We start from the raw sequence: 16,384 nt of genomic DNA, 5'->3' as shown, positions 1-16,384 counted from the left end.
GGCAAAGGGGGCCCTCGAAGCATCAGATGAACGCGCTGCCATCAAATCCTCCAGACGAGAACCACGCCGCGCTGCTTGGCAGGCTGGGCAGCCGTTCCGTCGTCTTTGTCGGGTTGATGGGCGCCGGCAAGACGGCGATCGGCCGCAAGGTGGCGGCGATGCTGGCGCTGCCCTTCATCGACAGCGACCAGGAGATCGAAAGCGTCTCGCGCATGACCGTTCCGGAGCTGTTCGAGCGCTATGGCGAGACCGAGTTCAGGGCCCTGGAGCAACGCGTCATCCTGCGCGTGCTGGAGAACGGCCCGCAGGTGCTGTCGACCGGCGGCGGCGCCTTCATGAACGCCCACACGCGCGATGCCATCGCCGGCCATGGCGTGTCGGTGTGGCTGAAGGCCGAGCTCGACCTTTTGATGGAGCGCGTCTCCAAGAAGCAGAACCGGCCGCTCCTGAAAAGCGCCGACCCTCGCGCCGTGCTGGAGCGGCTCATGCAGGAGCGTTACCCCGTCTACGCGACATCGGACGTCACCGTGCCGACCCGCGACGACCGCAAGGAGGTCATCGCGGCCGAGGTGGTGGATGCGCTTTGCCGGCATTTCGGAATTGATGAGACTGTCCCTACAGACGAGGTGCGATCGTGAGCGCGAATCAGCCGGTCACCGTCGAAGTCGGCCTTGGCGACCGGGCCTACGACATCCTGATCGGCTCCGGTCTGCTGTCGCGCGCCGGTGAGGAGATTTCGCGCCGCTTGCCTGGTACACGCGCCGCGGTCATCACCGATGCCAATGTCGCGGCAGCGCATCTCGATGCACTGAAGAAGGGTCTCGAAAGGAACGACATCCAGCACGCTATCATCAAGCTGCCGCCCGGCGAGAAGACCAAGAGCTTCGCCCATCTCGAAGAGGTGGTCGACGGCGTGCTGGCCGCCCGACTGGAACGCGGCGACATCGTCATCGCCTTTGGCGGCGGCGTCATTGGCGACCTTGCCGGCTTTGCCGCCGGTATCGTGCGCCGCGGCATGAATTTCGTGCAGATCCCGACCTCGCTGCTGGCTCAGGTCGATTCCTCGGTCGGCGGCAAGACAGGCATCAACAGTGCGCGCGGCAAGAACCTGGTTGGCGTCTTTCATCAGCCGAAGCTGGTGCTGGCCGATACCGAGGTGCTCGACACGCTGCCGATCCGAGAATTCCGCGCCGGCTATGCCGAGCTTGCCAAATATGGGCTGATCGACCGGCCGGGGTTTTTCGCCTGGCTGGAAGAGAACTGGTCCCAAGTGTTCGCCGGCGGCCCGGAGAGGGCGCAGGCCATTGCTGAGGCCTGCCGCGCCAAGGCCGATGTGGTTGCCCGCGACGAGTTCGAGACCGGCGACCGTGCGCTGCTCAATCTCGGCCACACGTTCGGCCACGCGCTGGAAGCCGCCACCCAGTATGATGGAACCCGGCTCGTCCATGGCGAGGGTGTCGCCATCGGCATGGCGCTGGCGCATCGGTTCTCATCGCGGCTCAACCTCGCCAGCCCCGACGATGCGGCACGCGTCGAGGCGCATCTGCGCGCCGTCGGCCTGCCGTGGCGGATGGCCGACATTCCGGGTGATTTGCCCGATGCCGAGGCGCTGCTCTCCTTTATCGCCCAGGACAAGAAGGTGTCGCGCGGCGCGCTGACCTTCATCCTGACGCGCGGCATCGGACAGGCCTTCATCGCCAAGGATGTGCCGGCTTCGGAAGTATTGTCGTTCCTGAAGGAGAGCCATCCGGGCGAGCAGGAAAGCCGGCCGGGCCAGCAGAAGAGCCGGCCGAGATGACCAACGAGACCGGCTGGATCGTCGTCGCTGTCCTTGCCGTCCTCGTCCTGCTGGCCGTTGCGTTGCGTGCGCGCCTGCTTGCCGCTTTCGGCTACGAATTATCGCGCATCGGGCCGCAGCGCTCGAGTGAGGCCGAGTTGCGCGGCGCGGTCGACGATTTCCGCCGCGACGGCCAGGTGGTGCGCGAGGATCGCGATCGCGTCGGCGGCCTGTTCGATCTCGCCGAGCTCGAAGTGTCCGACATCATGGTCCACCGTACCAACATGCGCTCGGTCAATGCCGACAATGCGCCGGAGGCGGTGGTGCGCGAGATCCTGCAGAGCCCGCACACCCGCATGCCGTTGTGGAAGGGCTCGCTCGACAACATTGTCGGCGTGCTGCACGCCAAGGACCTGCTTCGCGCGCTCAACGACGTCGGCAACGACTTTTCCAAGATCGACGTGATGAAGATCGCTTCGAAACCCTGGTTCGTGCCCGACACCACGACCTTGCAGGAACAGCTCAACGCCTTCCTGCGCCGCAAGGCGCATTTCGCCGTCGTCGTCGACGAATATGGCGAGGTCGAAGGGCTGGTGACGCTGGAGGACATCATCGAGGAGATCGTCGGCGAGATCGCCGACGAGCACGACGTCGACATCCAGGGGGTCAAGCAGGAGGCCGACGGTTCGGTCGTCGTCGATGGCACGGTGCCGATCCGCGACCTGAACAGGGCGCTCGACTGGAACCTGCCGGATGAGGAGGCCACCACCATCGCCGGACTGGTCATCCACGAGACGCAGTCGATCCCCGAGGAAAAACAGGCGTTTACTTTCCATGGCAAACGCTTCGTCGTGATGAAGCGCGACAAGAACCGGATCGCAAGGTTGAGAATACGGCCAGCCGGCGACGCTTAGAGCAATTCACCGTTTCACGGAAACGGCAAACGGCTCTAACTCTTTGTTTCGACGCAATTCCGAACGGAAAACCGTCTCACACTTTTCCTGGAATTGCTCTAGGGCTTGTCGCGTTGAACGAATTCAGGCGACGTGCTTCAAGCCCCTGTTTTGATGCATGTCGCCCAAGACCGGCGCGCACTTTTTGACGCCATGAGAACCAGCGCAACTGCGCAGCTTCATTCTGTGATCTGGCTCGTCGAGCGTTCTTGGATCGTTGCCCCCGTTTCAGCGTCGACGGCGGCCAAGCTGACCTCATAACCCCAAAGCCTGCGGATGTGACGAAGCGTGGCGTCGCGGCTGGCATCCTCGAGAAGGACGCCGCCATTGACCTTGTGCTGCAGTCGCAAATGCCGGTCGCCGAGCAGATCGACATCCACCACCTGGATGTCCGGTCGCTTCGCGCCAACGTCGTAGCTGTGAGCGAGCGCGGCGCGTATCTTGGCATAGCCGCGCTCGTTGTGAATCGAGGCGACCTGGCAATGCGGTTGGTCGGCAACGTCGCCGAGCACAAAGAACCGCCATTTTCGGATCAAAGTCGGACTGAGGTACTGGCGGATAAAGGATTCGTCGCGGTGATCCGCCCATGCGTCGAGCAGGATCTCGCGCCAGTTGCCGTGGCCGGCGATGTCGGGAAACCAGTCCCGGTCCTCGGCCGTCGGCTCTGTCGACATACGCTGGATGTCCTGCATCATGTCGAGGCCGAGAGCGTAGGGGTTGATGCCGGAAAAGCGCGGATCGTCGAACCCCGGCTGGAAGACCACGTTGGAATGATTGCGCAGGATTTCGAGCATGGCGCCTTCGCTGATCAGGCCGCGATCGAACAGCATGTTCATCAGCGTATAGTGCACGAAAGTGGCGCAGCCCTCGTTCATCACCTGTGTCTGCCCCTGCGGATAAAAATACTGCGCTATGACACGAACGATCCTGATGATCTCTCGCTGCCAAGGCTCCAGGACCAGGCTGTTCTTTTCCAGGAAATAAAGCAGGTTTTCCTCGGGCAGGTTGAGCGATTTCTTCCGCTCCGGCTCTTGCTCCTTATCGCTGACCCTTTGCTGAGAAGGCGGCAGCGTGCGCCACAAATCGTTGTAGGAGCGCTCCTCGTATTCGAGGCGCTCGCGAAGCCCTTCGCGCTGCCGCTCCGACGACAGCTTCGGCGGCCGGTGATAGCGGAACACGCCCTGCGCCATCAGCGCATGGGCGGAATCGAGAACAGCCTCGACGGCGGTGAGGCCGTGCCGCTCCTCGCAACGGGCAATGTAGCCTTTGGCGAAGTCCAGGTAGCCGAGGATCGCCCCGGCGTCCGTCCACTGCTTGAACAACTGATTGTTCTTGAAGAAATGGTTGTGCCCGAGCGCAGCATGGGCCGTCACCAAGGCCTGCAGGGCCATGGTGTTTTCCTCCATCAGATAGACGATGCAGGGATTGGAATTGATGACCAGTTCATAGGCAAGCCCTCGCCCGCCTTTGCGATAGAGCAGATCCTGGTAGAGGAAATGTTTGCCGAAAGACCAGTGACGGTACATCAGCGGCATGCCGACCGACGAATAGGCGTCGAGCATCTGTTGGGAGGAGATGATCTCCATCTGCACGGGGTAGGTATCGAGATGAAGCTCTTCGACCGCGATTGCCTCGATCGCGTCATAGGCCCGCGACAATGTCTTGAAATCCCAGTCGGACCCTGAAAAAAGCAGGCTGGATTTACTGGCTTGTCTTGCCATCGTACCCCTCACGCTCTCTTAAGGGGAGCCGGCTGTCTGCCGAAGAGGTGGCGAAAGACCGGGTAGATATCGGCGGGCGTGGCGATGCGGCTCATCTGGAAGTTCGGCCATCTCAGATCGATTTCGCTGTAGGCACGCCATAGCGATGTCCCGTTTTCGGTTGTGCGGAAGATATGGGCCTCACGCTCGTCGATGATCTCCACATAGGCAAAATACTGGCACAGCCGCATGAGCTTGCCGTTGAGCAAGGCTTTGCATCGTTCGGAATCGCCGGCGAAATTGTCACCGTCCGAGGCCTGGGCGGCATAGATGTTCCATTCGCGGGCCGGGTAACGTTCTTCAATAATGCGATGCATTTCCTCCAGCGCGGTGGAAACGACAGTGCCGCCGCTTTGCGTGTTGTAAAAGAATGTGTCCTCATCGACCTCCTGTGCCAGGTGCGTGTGGCGGATGAAGACGATCTCGATGCGCTCGTAGCGCCGTTTCAAGAACAGGTGCAGCAGCACGAAGAAGCGCTTGGCCAAATCCTTTTCGCGCTCGCCCATCGAGCCGGACACATCCATCAGGCAGAACATGACGGCGTTGGCGTTCGGCACAGGCTGGGGATCGAAGCGGTTGAAGCGGATGTCGACCGGATCGACATAGGCAATTCGCCGGCGGCGGCGTTCCAGCCGGTCGAGATCCTCGCGCAATGCCGCAATGCGCTGGCTTGCCGCTGCGCTGGATGGCACCAACTCAAGCGTAGCGATTTCCTGGAGGACCGCGTCCAACTCCGCCTGCTTGGGACGCCTCAGCGCAATGCGGCGGCCATGGCTGTTGCGCATCGTGCGCCCAACATTGATGTTGGTCGGTGAACCGGTAGCGGCGAAACCAGCCCGGCGCGGTTTGAAGGCAAGGATTTCCTTGAGGTTGAGCTTGACCATGTCCGGAAGTTCGAGATCCTCGAAAAAAAGATCGAGCACCTCTTCGCGTGACAGCACGAAACGAAAGTCGTCTTCAGACGCCGTGTTTCCCGGGGACGACGCTCCCCCGCCGCCACCCTGGCCGGGCTTGGGGATCAGGTCTCCAGGGGAGAAATGCTTGTTGCCCGGCAGGATGTGCTGGCGCCTGCCGCTGTTGCGGGCGTTGTTGAAGCTCGGCTCGCCTGTGCCTCTTTCGGGCATAGGCACGGTGTGCTCGGCATCCGCGTCGGCGATCCTGCCAGCGCGGATCTGATCTCGTATGCTCCGCTTCAGTTCCTCGCGGGCACGCTTGAGGAAGCGCTGGCGATTGCCGAGGCTCTTGTCCTTCGGATTCAGGCGACGGTCGATGAAGATCGGCATGGACCCATCGGGCTCCCTCAGCCCGCCTTGTTCACCCGCATGTACCAGTCCACCAGGCGACGCACCTGCCGCTGGGTGTAGCCGCGCTCGACCATGCGTTGAACGAATTCGTTGTGCCGTTTTTCCGTAACGCTGTCTTGCTTGGAGCCGAAGCTGATCACCGGCAAGAGGTCCTCGACCTGACCGAACATCCGCTTCTCGATGACCTCGCGGAGCTTTTCATAACTCGTCCATGACGGGTTACGGTCGTGGTTCCTTGCGCGCGCGCGCAGCGTGAACTTCACCACCTCGTTGCGGAAGTCCTTGGGATTGGCGATGCCGGCCGGCTTTTCGACCTGCGACAATTCGTTTTCCAAAACCTCGCGTTTCAAGATCTGGCCGGTGTCGGGGTCCTTGTAGTCCTGATCCTCGATCCAGGCATCGGCATAAGCGATGTAACGGTCGAAAAGGTTCTGGCCATATTCGCTATAGGATTCGAGATAGGCTTTCTGGATCTCGTGGCCGATGAACTCGGCATACCGCGTGGCGATCTCCGACTTGATGAAATCGAGATAGGCTGCTTCCGATTCCTTGGGAAACTGCTCGCGCTTGATCGCCTCCTCCAGAATGTACATCAGGTGCACAGGATCGGCAGCCACTTCCTTGGTGTCGTAGTTAAAGGTCTGCGACAGGATCTTGAAGGCGAAGCGCGTGCTGACGCCCCTCATGCCCTCATCGACCCCGGCGGCATCGCGATATTCCTGAACCGACTTCGCCTTGGGGTCGACGTCCTTCAGGTTCTCGCCGTCATAGGCACGCATCTTGGTGTAGAGCGGCGAATTGTCATGCTCGGCGAGGCGGGTCGAGACGGTGAACCGGCTGAGAATGTCCAGCACCTCGGGCGCGCAGGGGCTGGCGGCCAATTCGCTCTCCCGCAGCAGCTTTTCGTAGATCTGCCTCTCTTCGGTGATCCGAAGGCAATAAGGCACCTTGACCACGAGGATGCGGTCGAGAAAGGCCTCATTGTTCTTGTTGTTCTTGAACTGCTGCCACTCAGACTCGTTGGAATGGGCCACGATGATCCCCTGGTAGGGAAAGGCGCCGAAATTTTCGGTGCCGTTGTAGCTGCCCTCCTGGGTGGCGGTCAGCAGCGGATGCAGGACCTTGATGGGCGCCTTGAACATTTCCACGAATTCAAGCAGGCCCTGGGTGGTCCGGTTCAGTCCACCGCTATAGGAATAGGCGTCCGGATCGGACTGGCTGAAATTTTCCAATAACCGGATGTCGACCTTGCCGACCAGGGCCGAGACATCCTGATTGTTCTCATCGCCGGGCTCGGTCTTGGCGATGCCGATCTGACGCAACCGCGAAGGCATCAGCTTGACCACGCTGAACTTGGAAATGTCGCCGGACAGTTCGTCGAGGCGTTTGGCCGCCCATGGCGAGATGAGCCCGTTCAGCCGGCGTCGGGCTATGCCGTATTTATCCTGCAGCAGGTCGCCCATGCGATCGGGATGGAAGAGGCCAAGCGGCGATTCGAAAACCGGGCTGACCTGGTTGCCGACCTTCAACGTGTAGATCGGGCGCTGCTCCATCAATTTCTTCAGCCGTTCGGCAAGGGAGGATTTGCCGCCGCCAACAGGGCCCAGGAGATAAAGGATCTGCTTGCGCTCCTCGAGCCCCTGCGAAGCATAGCGAAAATAGCCGGCGATGCGTTCGATCGTGTCCTCCATTCCGTAGAAGTCGGAGAAGGAGGGATAGATCTTGACGGTGCGGTTCGAGAAAATGCGACCGAGCCGTTCGTCCTTGCTGGTGTCAACCAGGTTCGGCTCGCCGATAGCCTCGACCATCCGTTCAGGCGCCGAGGCATACATCGATCTGTCCTCTCGGCAGGCAAGGAGATATTGCTGGAGGCTGATTTCTTCCTGGGCCGCGTTCGCATAAATCTCCGAAAACAGATCGAAGACGTCGGATTGATTCTCGCGCATGATACTCTGCCCTCAGAGCCGTTTTGGCTGCCTTCCGGCTCATCATATATTCAACTGCCGGAATGCATTGTGGTTCCCTTCACATGAAGGAGAGCGCGTGCATCTGGCATTGAAACCCGGGCACCACCCATGTGGCTAAAATGCTTGCCCAAATACTTAGGTGGTGATGGCCAGATGAGACCGTCAAGGGGCAGATATTGATTTCATGAACTTAACTGCAAGACAGTGCATGTGATACGGCCTGATGCTGCACAACGGCGACCCGACGCGAGGTCGGCGAAGCCGGTTGATCCGGCCCCCTCGACAGCGGATGGAGCCCCTAAAGCTCGAGTGCCATTCAAGATTCGGATCGATGATCGATCGCCGAGCCAGGCCTCCGGTATTACCAATCCTTAACTGGACGCTCATTGCGCCTGCGGGCACTGTTGGCCCACACGGTCGGGAGACCATGATGATCGATCGACGAAGCCTCATTCTGGCCTCCGTTGCGGCGATGCTGCCATTGGGAGCATCGGCCGCGCGGCGCCCGCGCCAACCCGCGCCAAAAACCTTCGATTACGGCCCGGCCAAGCTCGACATCTATGCGCCTGAGGGTGCAACCGGCCTGCCGGTCGTCTTTTTCGTCCATGGCGGCACCTGGCAGTTCGGCAAACGCAGCCAGGTCAACGCCAAGCCGGCCTTCCTGCTCGCCAATGGGTTCTGCTTCGTCTCCATCGACTATCGCATGTTGCCCGAGGCCGACGTCGCCACCCAGGCCGGCGACGTCGAAAAGGCCTATGCCTATGTGCGCGCCAACATCGCGCAGCATGGCGGCGATCCCGATCGTATCGTCGGCATGGGCCACTCGGCCGGCTGCCATCTGATTGCGCTGACCGGCATGCGCGGTGGCCTGCCTGGCGTCGCGGCACTCATCCTCGACGATACCAGGGCCTATGATCTTGCAGCGCTTTCCAGCAATGGCGGCATGGTCCGGGCCTATGCCCGCGTCTTTTCCGAACCCACGCAATGGGCCGCGCTGTCGCCCGTCAGCTATGTCGACGGCCACAAGCATCCGCCGACCTTCATCGCCTATTCACGCGCCGCGGGCCGTGGCGAGGCCTCGAAGGCCTTCGCCGCGCGCCKGCGGGCGACCGGCACCAAGGTCACAGTGTTCGACGGCAGTGCCTATACGCACATGTCGATCAATCGCGATTTCGGCGAGGATGGCGATGCGCTGACCGCCGCCGCGCTGGCGTTCCTGAGATCGACCGTCAACTGACCCCGACGCGGCACAGGCATCGGAGGGACTGGATCAGATCAAAAGTGCCGACGGGATATTGCTGCGCGGGCGTTTGCCGGTGCAACTGCTCTCTTCGATCGTCAAGCGGGAGAGAATTCCATGAACGGCGCCGATGTCCTGTGTGATGTGCTTCTGGCCAATGATGTGACGGTCTGCTTCGCCAACCCCGGCACTTCCGAAATGCATTTCGTCGCAGCGCTCGACCGGAAACCTCAGATGCGTTGCGTGCTCGGCCTGTTCGAGGGCGTGGTGACCGGTGCAGCCGACGGCTATGCGCGGATGACCGATCGGCCGGCCGCGACGCTGCTGCATACCGGCCCCGGCTTGGCCAACGGCCTGGCCAACATGCACAATGCGCGGCGCGCGCTGAGCCCGATGATCAACATTGTCGGTGACCATGCATCCTATCATTTGCCGCTCGATGCTCCGCTGACCAGCGATATCGAGAGCCTTGCCAAGCCGATGTCGAACTGGGTGCGCCGCATCGCTGGCCCACACGATGTCGCGCCGGCGACCGAGGCCGCCTTCCGCGCCTCGCTGACGCCACCCGGCGTAACCACCCTGATCCTGCCGGCTGACGCCGCCTGGGGCGAAGTTGGCGCGGCCTCAGTCGGCAAGGTGACGCTGGCGCCATCGCCCACCGTCGATATGGACGCCGTGCGCGCGGTCGCGGCAGCCATCCGTACCGCTCCGGGTCGGGCCGGCATCATCGTTCGCGGGCAGGCCGCGCGAGCCGATGCGCTTGCCGTCGCCGGGCAGATCTCGACGGGCAGCGATGTCCGTCTGTTCAGCGAAGTGCTGATCGCCCGGATGCAACGCGGGCGCGGGCGTGTGGCGCCGATGCGCATTCCCTATCCGATCGATACGGCGACGGCCCTGCTCAGGGATATCGACGTTCTGGTTCTGGTCGGCGCGCGGGAGCCGGTTGCCTTCTTCGCCTATCCGGGAAAGCCGGGACGGCTTGTTCGGGACGGCTGCCAGGTGCTGACGCTGGCCGCGCATGGCAAGGATCTGAATGCGGCGCTGGAAGCGCTTCGCGACGAACTCGGCATCAAGCCGTCGCAGCAGACGGTCTTCGCAACCGCCTTTCCCGACGAGGCAACGCCGAGCGGAAAACTGACGGAGGATGCGATCGCGCTGTCGGTGGCGCGCAAACTGCCGGCCGATGCGATCGTCTGCGACGAGGCGGTCACCTCGGCACGGCGTTTCTTCGCCTTGTCGGCGTTTGCCGCTCCGCACGATTACATGATGACCACCGGCGGATCGATCGGTGGGGGCATTCCGCTTGCAACCGGCGCGGCGATCGCCTGTCCGAACCGCAAGGTGATCAATCTGGAGGCCGACGGCAGCGGCATGTACACGGTGCAGGGGCTGTGGACGCAGGCCAGGGAAAATCTAGACGTGGTGACGATCGTCTTTTCCAACCGAACCTATGCGATCCTGCATGGCGAGATGCGCAATGTCGGCGTCGGCGCGATCGGCGAGAACGCCAGGCGCATGCTCGATCTCGACCAGCCGTCGCTGGACTGGGTTTGCCTGGCCAAAGGCATGGGCGTGGAAGCAGCCCGCGCCGATACCTGCGAGCGGTTCGACGCGCTGCTGGAGAGCGCCTTGTCGCGGCGCGGACCGTTTCTCATCGAAGCGGTGCTCTGAGCACAGCGAAGGCGGAACCGACCTACCAGCGGGTCTTTTCGCCGGGAGCCGCCGGTTCGATCGCCAGCGCATGCACGCCGGCCTTCAGTTCGTCGGCAAGCAATTCGTTGACGGCGCGGTGGCGGTCGATACGGCTCATCCCGGCAAAGGCCGAAGAGACGACGCGGACGCGAAAATGTGTCTCGCCGGTGCCGTCATAGGCGCCGTGATGGTCGGAGCCGTGATGGTGATGGCCGGCATGAAGATGGCTCTCGTTGATGATGACCAGCCGGTCCGGCGAAAAAGCCTTGTTGAGCTTGTCTTCCATGGTTGCCTGTATGGACATCGCCGTCTCCCTTCACCACATATGGCTGGCGCAGCAGCCGGCAAAACCAAAATCGGCCTCGCAAAAGCCGCTGCCGTGCAACAAAATCCGCCATTCGCCTGCTTTATGCCGCGATTCAGCGGTTAGGGCGATCATCGCGAAAATGTCAATTCTTGTTTCGCATTTGCGAACGCCCCATAAATGGGTGAGATGAAGCCGTATCCCAAATATTTCGAGAAGATTCGCATCCGCCCGGAAAAGGATGCGGAGCTGAAGTCGCACTCGCCGATCTGCCAGTGGGACGGCTGCAAGGAAGCGGGCACCCATCGTGCGCCCGTCGGGCGCATGAAGGAGGGCGAGTATTTCCGCTTCTGCTTCGACCACGTGCGCGAGTACAACAAGGGCTTCAACTATTTCTCCGGCGTGCCGGACACCGAGGTCGCGCGCTTCCAGAAGGAAGCCATGACCGGCCACCGGCCGACCTGGAAGATGGGCGTCAATGGCGCCTCGACGCGTTCGTCGCCGGATGTGGCCCAGATGCGCTCCGGCCGCGCGGGCTATTATAATCGCATGCGCGACCCGTTCGACCTGTTCAAGGGGCCAAAGGATCCGCGCGAAGCACGTGAGCGCAAGGCCAAGCCGCTTGAGGCCAAGGCGCTGGAAACGCTTGGCCTTGATACAAAGGCGACTGGCAAGGAGATCAAGGCGCGCTATAAGGAACTGGTGAAGCGTCACCATCCGGATGCGAATGGTGGCGACCGAGGTTCGGAAGACCGGTTCCGCGATGTGCTGCAGGCCTATCGCGTGCTCAAACAGGCGGGCCTGTGCTGAGCGACCATACGGTTCGTGTCGTTTTCCAACTTTCATAAGGTTGGAAAAGGCTCTAAGACCGCCCCCGGACAAAATCAATTGCCGGCGAAATCAGGCTTTTCGCCCGTGGAGACGTTGAGAGATATGAACAAGGTCGATCGCGACATCGCCAACCTGCCCGACACGACGGTGTCGGTGAAGGAGAAATTCGGGTTCGAATCCAAGATGGTGGTGCCGGCCTATTCGGTGACCAGCGAGCATGTGCCCGACATCGATCCGGACTATCTGTTCGACAAGAACACGACGATGGCGATCCTTGCCGGCTTCGCCTACAACCGTCGAGTCATGGTGTCGGGCTATCACGGCACCGGCAAGTCGACCCATATCGAACAGGTCGCAGCCCGCCTCAACTGGCCTTGCGTGCGCGTCAACCTCGACAGCCATGTCAGCCGTATCGATCTCGTCGGCAAGGATGCGATCGTCGTCAAGGACGGCTTGCAGATCACCGAATTCCGCGACGGCATCCTGCCCTGGGCTTACCAGCACAATGTCGCGCTGTGCTTCGACGAGTATGACGCCGGCCGCCCGGACGTGATGTTCGTCATCCAGCGCGTGCTGGAATCGTCGGGCCGGCTGACGCTGCTCGACCAGAGCCGTGTCATTCGTCCGCATCCGGCCTTCCGGCTGTTCTCGACCGCCAACACGGTGGGCCTCGGCGATACGACCGGCCTCTACCATGGCACCCAGCAGATCAACCAGGCGCAGATGGACCGCTGGTCGATCGTCACCACGCTGAACTACCTGCCGCACGACAATGAAGTGAACATCGTGCTGGCCAAGGCCAAGCACTATCGCGACGGCAAGGGCAAGGACATCGTCAACAAGATGGTGCGCGTCGCCGACATGACGCGCTCGGCCTTCATCAATGGCGATCTGTCGACCGTGATGAGCCCGCGTACCGTCATCACCTGGGCCGAGAATGCCGAGATCTTCGGCAATATCGGCATGGCGTTCCGGCTGACCTTCCTCAACAAGTGCGACGAGCTGGAGCGTTCGGTGGTTGCCGAGTTCTACCAGCGCGCGTTTGGCGAGGATCTGCCGGAAAGCGCCGCCAACGTCGTGCTGGGATGACACCGCTCTATGGGAACAACCCGCCGGACGTTCCTGTGGAGTTTTTCAATCCTGAGCTTTGGTATCTGTCAGGCAGCTATGGCCCAGAACGAACCATTCAAACCTGGGCAGATTTGGACTTACCGTGGAGCGACACCGGCATCATCGCGGGTGATCATAGGCGCGGTCGATAATTTGGAGGGCGAAAGCCAGCCGATCGTTTCGATTTCAGTCACTGATGCGCCAATACCTAATGATGGAAAGCAGCTACAAACCATTCCTCACCTCCCTGTAGCCGCCAGCGTACTGAAAGAAAGTGTGGTTGAACTTGAGGGGATTGGTCCGATTCCTGATGGCTTTGACCACGGATACAGTCTGTGGAGACAGGCACATGACAGTGGGAAAGGAGGCTACTTTACAATCTCGGTGGAAGAGATTGTCGGCCTCCTACGCACTCAGCTTGGCCAACAGCCAGCGGTGAAATAGAGATAGATAATGGCGGGTCCGGGCGACAACACGCGCAACAAGTCGAAGACGGGGTCTGAAGCCGACAGCTTCAAGCGCGCCGTCACCGTCTGCATGCGTGCCATCGCCGGCGACAAGGAGCTCGAAGTCGGCTTCGCCAAGGACCGGCCGGCACTTGCGGGCAGCCGCGCCCGGCTGCCCGAACTGCCGAAGAAGGCGTCCAAGGCCGACATCGCCATCACCCGCGGCCTTGGCGATTCCATGGCGCTGAAGCGCGCCTGCCATGACGTGCGCATCCACACCAAGCTGGCGCCGGAGGGCAAGCAGGCCCGCGCCGTCTACGACGCGGTCGAGCAGGCCCGCGTCGAGGCGATCGGCAGCCGCGCCATGCAAGGCGTCGCCGACAATATCGGCTCGATGCTCGAGGACAAATACGCCAAGGCCAACCTCGTCGATGTCAAGGACAAGGCCGACGCGCCGATCGAGGAAGCACTGGCGCTGATGGTGCGCGAGAAGCTGACCGGCCGCCCGATCCCGAAGAGCGGCGAACGACTGGTCGAGCTGTGGCGGCCCTGGGTCGAGGAAAAGGCCAGCGCCGACCTCGACGGTCTCTCGGCCAAGCTCGACGACCAACAGGCGTTCGCCCGCGTCGTTCGCGAGATGCTCGCCTCCATGGAAATGGCGGAGGAACTCGGCGACGACCAGGAGACAGAAGACTCCGAGGAGAATGACGACAACCAGCCGCAAGGCGAGGAGCAGAGCGAGGAGGGCGGCGAAGAGGATTCCGGCTCCGAGCAGTCGCAGTCCGAGGATGCGGAGGCGTCCGCCGATGATGAGCAGTCGGCCGAGACCGAAGCCTCCGACGCCACCGCCGACGACCTGTCCGACGATGACGATGCGGATGCCGAGACGCCCGGCGAGGCGCGCCGCAACGACAATCCCTTCACCAATCTGCCGAAGGAAATCGACTATAAGGTCTTCACCACGGCCTTCGACGAGACGGTCGGTGCCGAGGAGCTTTGCGAAGAGGAAGAGCTCGACCGGCTGCGCGCCTTCCTGGACAAGCAGCTTGCCAATCTATCCGGCGTCGTCGGGCGGCTGGCCAACCGGCTGCAGCGGCGGCTGATGGCGCAGCAGAACCGGTCGTGGGATTTCGACCTGGAGGAAGGCTACCTCGACCCGGCGCGCTTGGTGCGCGTCGTCATTGATCCGATGCAGCCGCTGTCCTTCAAGCAGGAACGCGACACCAAATTCCGCGACACCGTGGTGACGCTGGTGCTCGACAATTCCGGCTCGATGCGAGGCCGGCCGATCACGGTCGCCGCCACCTGCGCCGACATCCTGGCGCGTACGCTGGAACGCTGCGGCGTCTCGGTCGAGATCCTTGGCTTCACCACCCGAGCCTGGAAGGGCGGGCAGGCGCGCGAGAAGTGGCTGAAGGACGGCAAGCCGCCGAACCCCGGCCGGCTCAACGATTTGCGCCATATCATCTATAAATCCGCCGATCATCCGTGGCGGCGGGCACGGCGCAACCTTGGCCTAATGATGCGCGAGGGCCTGCTCAAGGAAAATATCGACGGCGAGGCGCTGTTGTGGGCGCACAACCGGCTGATTGCCCGGCCGGAACAGCGCAAGATCCTGATGATGATCTCGGACGGCGCGCCGGTCGACGATTCGACGCTGTCGGTCAATCCGGGCAATTATCTCGAGCGCCATCTGCGCGCCGTCATCGAACTGATCGAGACGCGCTCGCCGGTGGAGTTGCTGGCCATCGGCATCGGCCATGACGTCACCCGCTATTACAGGCGCGCCGTCACCATCGTCGACGCCGAGGAACTGGCCGGCGCCATGACCGAGCAACTGGCCTCGCTGTTCGCCGAGGAAAGCGCGCGCGACACGCGGCGCGGCGGCATGCGGCGCGCCGGATGATCTTTTCGCGCGGCGGATTCCAGCAGACGCTATTCGCCGCCATTTCCCTGCTTGCCGGCGTGGCTTCGGCACAAGCCGGATCGGCCGACGCGACTTCGGTCGAACCGGTCGAAATCTCGGCCCGCCCGATCACCGAATTCCAAATCGGCCGCGCCGACAAACAGTTCGGCCCATTCGAATTCGTCGGCGGGCTGGAAATGACCTCGGCGACACGCGATTTCGGAGCGCTGTCGGCCTTCCGCTTTCTCAAAGGCGGCAGCGATTTCATTGGCGTCGCCGACACAGGCTTCTGGTTCTTCGGAACGGTGGTCCGCAACGCCGACAAGCGGCCGTCCGGCATCCAGAATTTCCGCATCCAGCAGATGGTCGACGAAGCGGGGCGGGCGATCGACGAGAAGCGGGAGGTCGACGCCGAAGGCCTCGCCGTCAAGGACGGCATCGCCACTGTCGGCTTCGAGCGCAGCCATCACGTCGCCCAGTTCAAGATCGACCCCAACGATATGAAGGCGCCGTTCAAGCAGCTGGATTTCCTGGTGCCGGCCCGGGAACTGCGTCAGAACCGCGGTTTCGAGACCGTCACCCACGCCAATGCCAACGGCCAGCATGAGGGCGGGCTGGTCGTCGTCTCCGAAAAGAGCCTCGACAAGGCCGGAAACATCTATGCCGCCATCATCGAAGGGCCGCACAAGGGCGTGTTCACCGTCAAGCGCAACGGCGACTTCGACATCACCGACGGCGCCTTCCTGCCGGATGGCGACCTGCTGTTGCTGGAGCGCAGCTTCTCGATGGCTCGCGGCGTCAAGATGCGGCTGCGGCGCATCTATGGCGAGAGCGTCGAGAAGGGCGCCGTCGCCGACGGACCGGTGCTGCTGGAGGCCGACATGGGCTACCAGATCGACAATATGGAAGGGCTCGACGTCTGGACCCGCGACGACGGCGCGCTGATGGTGTCGCTGGTCTCCGACGACAACCACTCGATCCTGCAGCGCAACCTCTATCTGGAATTCATCCTGCACCAGGATTGAACAACGCCTCACCAACTGACGCTCGCCAGTGATTTTCGAAGGCGCAGCTGGTCCGCTCCGCTTCACCCT

14 protein-coding genes are annotated in these 16,384 nt (G+C 62.1%); 10 read left to right on the top strand and 4 right to left on the bottom strand.

Features of this window, described 5'->3' with window-relative positions:
- Positions 1–26: 26 nt before the first annotated feature.
- From AC1DZU_RS29050 to AC1DZU_RS29040, 3 genes are read left to right on the top strand one after another with little or no spacing between them, the layout of a single operon-like run.
- The gene (locus AC1DZU_RS29050) at positions 27–638 is read left to right on the top strand and encodes a shikimate kinase (RefSeq protein ID WP_477290034.1); all 612 of its coding nucleotides are present in this window, start codon (positions 27–29) and stop codon (positions 636–638) included.
- Positions 635–1,798 carry a 3-dehydroquinate synthase gene (aroB, locus tag AC1DZU_RS29045; RefSeq protein WP_477290032.1) on the top strand — a complete coding sequence of 388 codons (1,164 nt, stop codon included), beginning with the start codon at positions 635–637 and terminating at the stop codon, positions 1,796–1,798. Before AC1DZU_RS29050 ends, aroB begins: the two co-directional genes overlap by 4 nt.
- Entirely contained in the window at positions 1,795–2,691 is an 897-nt protein-coding gene (locus tag AC1DZU_RS29040; protein ID WP_457154045.1) for an HlyC/CorC family transporter, read from the top strand. The genes aroB and AC1DZU_RS29040 overlap by 4 nt, the downstream gene beginning before the upstream one ends.
- Positions 2,692–2,909: 218 nt before the next feature.
- Here the strand turns inward: AC1DZU_RS29040 and AC1DZU_RS29035 are convergent, their stop codons facing one another.
- The 3 genes from AC1DZU_RS29035 to AC1DZU_RS29025 are packed head-to-tail and all read right to left on the bottom strand — an operon-like array spanning position 2,910 to position 7,740.
- Positions 2,910–4,451 carry a SpoVR family protein gene (locus tag AC1DZU_RS29035; RefSeq protein WP_477290030.1) on the bottom strand — a complete coding sequence of 514 codons (1,542 nt, stop codon included), beginning with the start codon at positions 4,449–4,451 and terminating at the stop codon, positions 2,910–2,912.
- An 8-nt stretch (positions 4,452–4,459) separates the two neighbouring features.
- The gene (locus tag AC1DZU_RS29030) at positions 4,460–5,773 is read right to left on the bottom strand and encodes a YeaH/YhbH family protein (RefSeq protein ID WP_477290028.1); all 1,314 of its coding nucleotides are present in this window, start codon (positions 5,771–5,773) and stop codon (positions 4,460–4,462) included.
- Between the two features lie 17 nt (positions 5,774–5,790).
- On the bottom strand, positions 5,791–7,740 hold the full coding sequence (locus tag AC1DZU_RS29025) for a PrkA family serine protein kinase (protein WP_095084916.1): 1,950 nt from the start codon (positions 7,738–7,740) through the stop codon (positions 5,791–5,793).
- A 451-nt stretch (positions 7,741–8,191) separates the two neighbouring features.
- On the opposite strand from AC1DZU_RS29025, the gene AC1DZU_RS29020 reads away from it, so the two are divergent.
- Together AC1DZU_RS29020 and AC1DZU_RS29015 are read left to right on the top strand one after the other, a co-directional pair.
- Positions 8,192–8,998: an alpha/beta hydrolase gene (locus tag AC1DZU_RS29020; RefSeq protein WP_477290025.1), complete on the top strand. Its 807-nt coding sequence runs from the start codon at positions 8,192–8,194 to the stop codon at positions 8,996–8,998.
- 120 nt (positions 8,999–9,118) lie between these two features.
- Positions 9,119–10,672 (top strand): acetolactate synthase large subunit, encoded by a 1,554-nt coding sequence (locus tag AC1DZU_RS29015; RefSeq protein ID WP_477290023.1) that lies wholly within the window; start codon positions 9,119–9,121, stop codon positions 10,670–10,672.
- Between the two features lie 22 nt (positions 10,673–10,694).
- On the opposite strand, the gene AC1DZU_RS29010 is transcribed toward AC1DZU_RS29015, so the two are convergent.
- Positions 10,695–10,997, bottom strand: a complete 303-nt coding sequence (locus AC1DZU_RS29010) for a BolA family protein (RefSeq protein ID WP_095084914.1) — start codon at positions 10,995–10,997, stop codon at positions 10,695–10,697.
- Positions 10,998–11,177: 180 nt separating this feature from the next.
- Here AC1DZU_RS29010 and AC1DZU_RS29005 point away from each other — a divergent pair, with 180 nt between their 5' ends.
- The 5 genes from AC1DZU_RS29005 (at position 11,178) to AC1DZU_RS28985 (ending at position 16,315) form a co-directional block, all read left to right on the top strand.
- Entirely contained in the window at positions 11,178–11,807 is a 630-nt protein-coding gene (locus AC1DZU_RS29005; protein ID WP_184876143.1) for a J domain-containing protein, read from the top strand.
- A gap of 123 nt (positions 11,808–11,930) precedes the next feature.
- Positions 11,931–12,917, top strand: a complete 987-nt coding sequence (gene cobS, locus AC1DZU_RS29000; RefSeq protein ID WP_095084912.1) for a cobaltochelatase subunit CobS — start codon at positions 11,931–11,933, stop codon at positions 12,915–12,917.
- A 9-nt stretch (positions 12,918–12,926) separates the two neighbouring features.
- A complete protein-coding gene (locus AC1DZU_RS28995) occupies positions 12,927–13,382 on the top strand; it encodes a hypothetical protein (RefSeq protein WP_477290020.1) in 456 nt (151 codons plus the stop codon).
- Positions 13,383–13,391: 9 nt separating this feature from the next.
- A complete protein-coding gene (cobT, locus tag AC1DZU_RS28990; RefSeq protein WP_477290018.1) occupies positions 13,392–15,290 on the top strand; it encodes a cobaltochelatase subunit CobT in 1,899 nt (632 codons plus the stop codon).
- Positions 15,287–16,315 carry an esterase-like activity of phytase family protein gene (locus AC1DZU_RS28985; RefSeq protein WP_477290016.1) on the top strand — a complete coding sequence of 343 codons (1,029 nt, stop codon included), beginning with the start codon at positions 15,287–15,289 and terminating at the stop codon, positions 16,313–16,315. The genes cobT and AC1DZU_RS28985 overlap by 4 nt, the downstream gene beginning before the upstream one ends.
- The last annotated feature ends 69 nt before the right edge of the window (positions 16,316–16,384 follow it).

This window comes from Mesorhizobium sp. P2_A12 (assembly GCF_056405075.1).
This window is presented reverse-complemented; position numbering and strand designations above follow the sequence as displayed.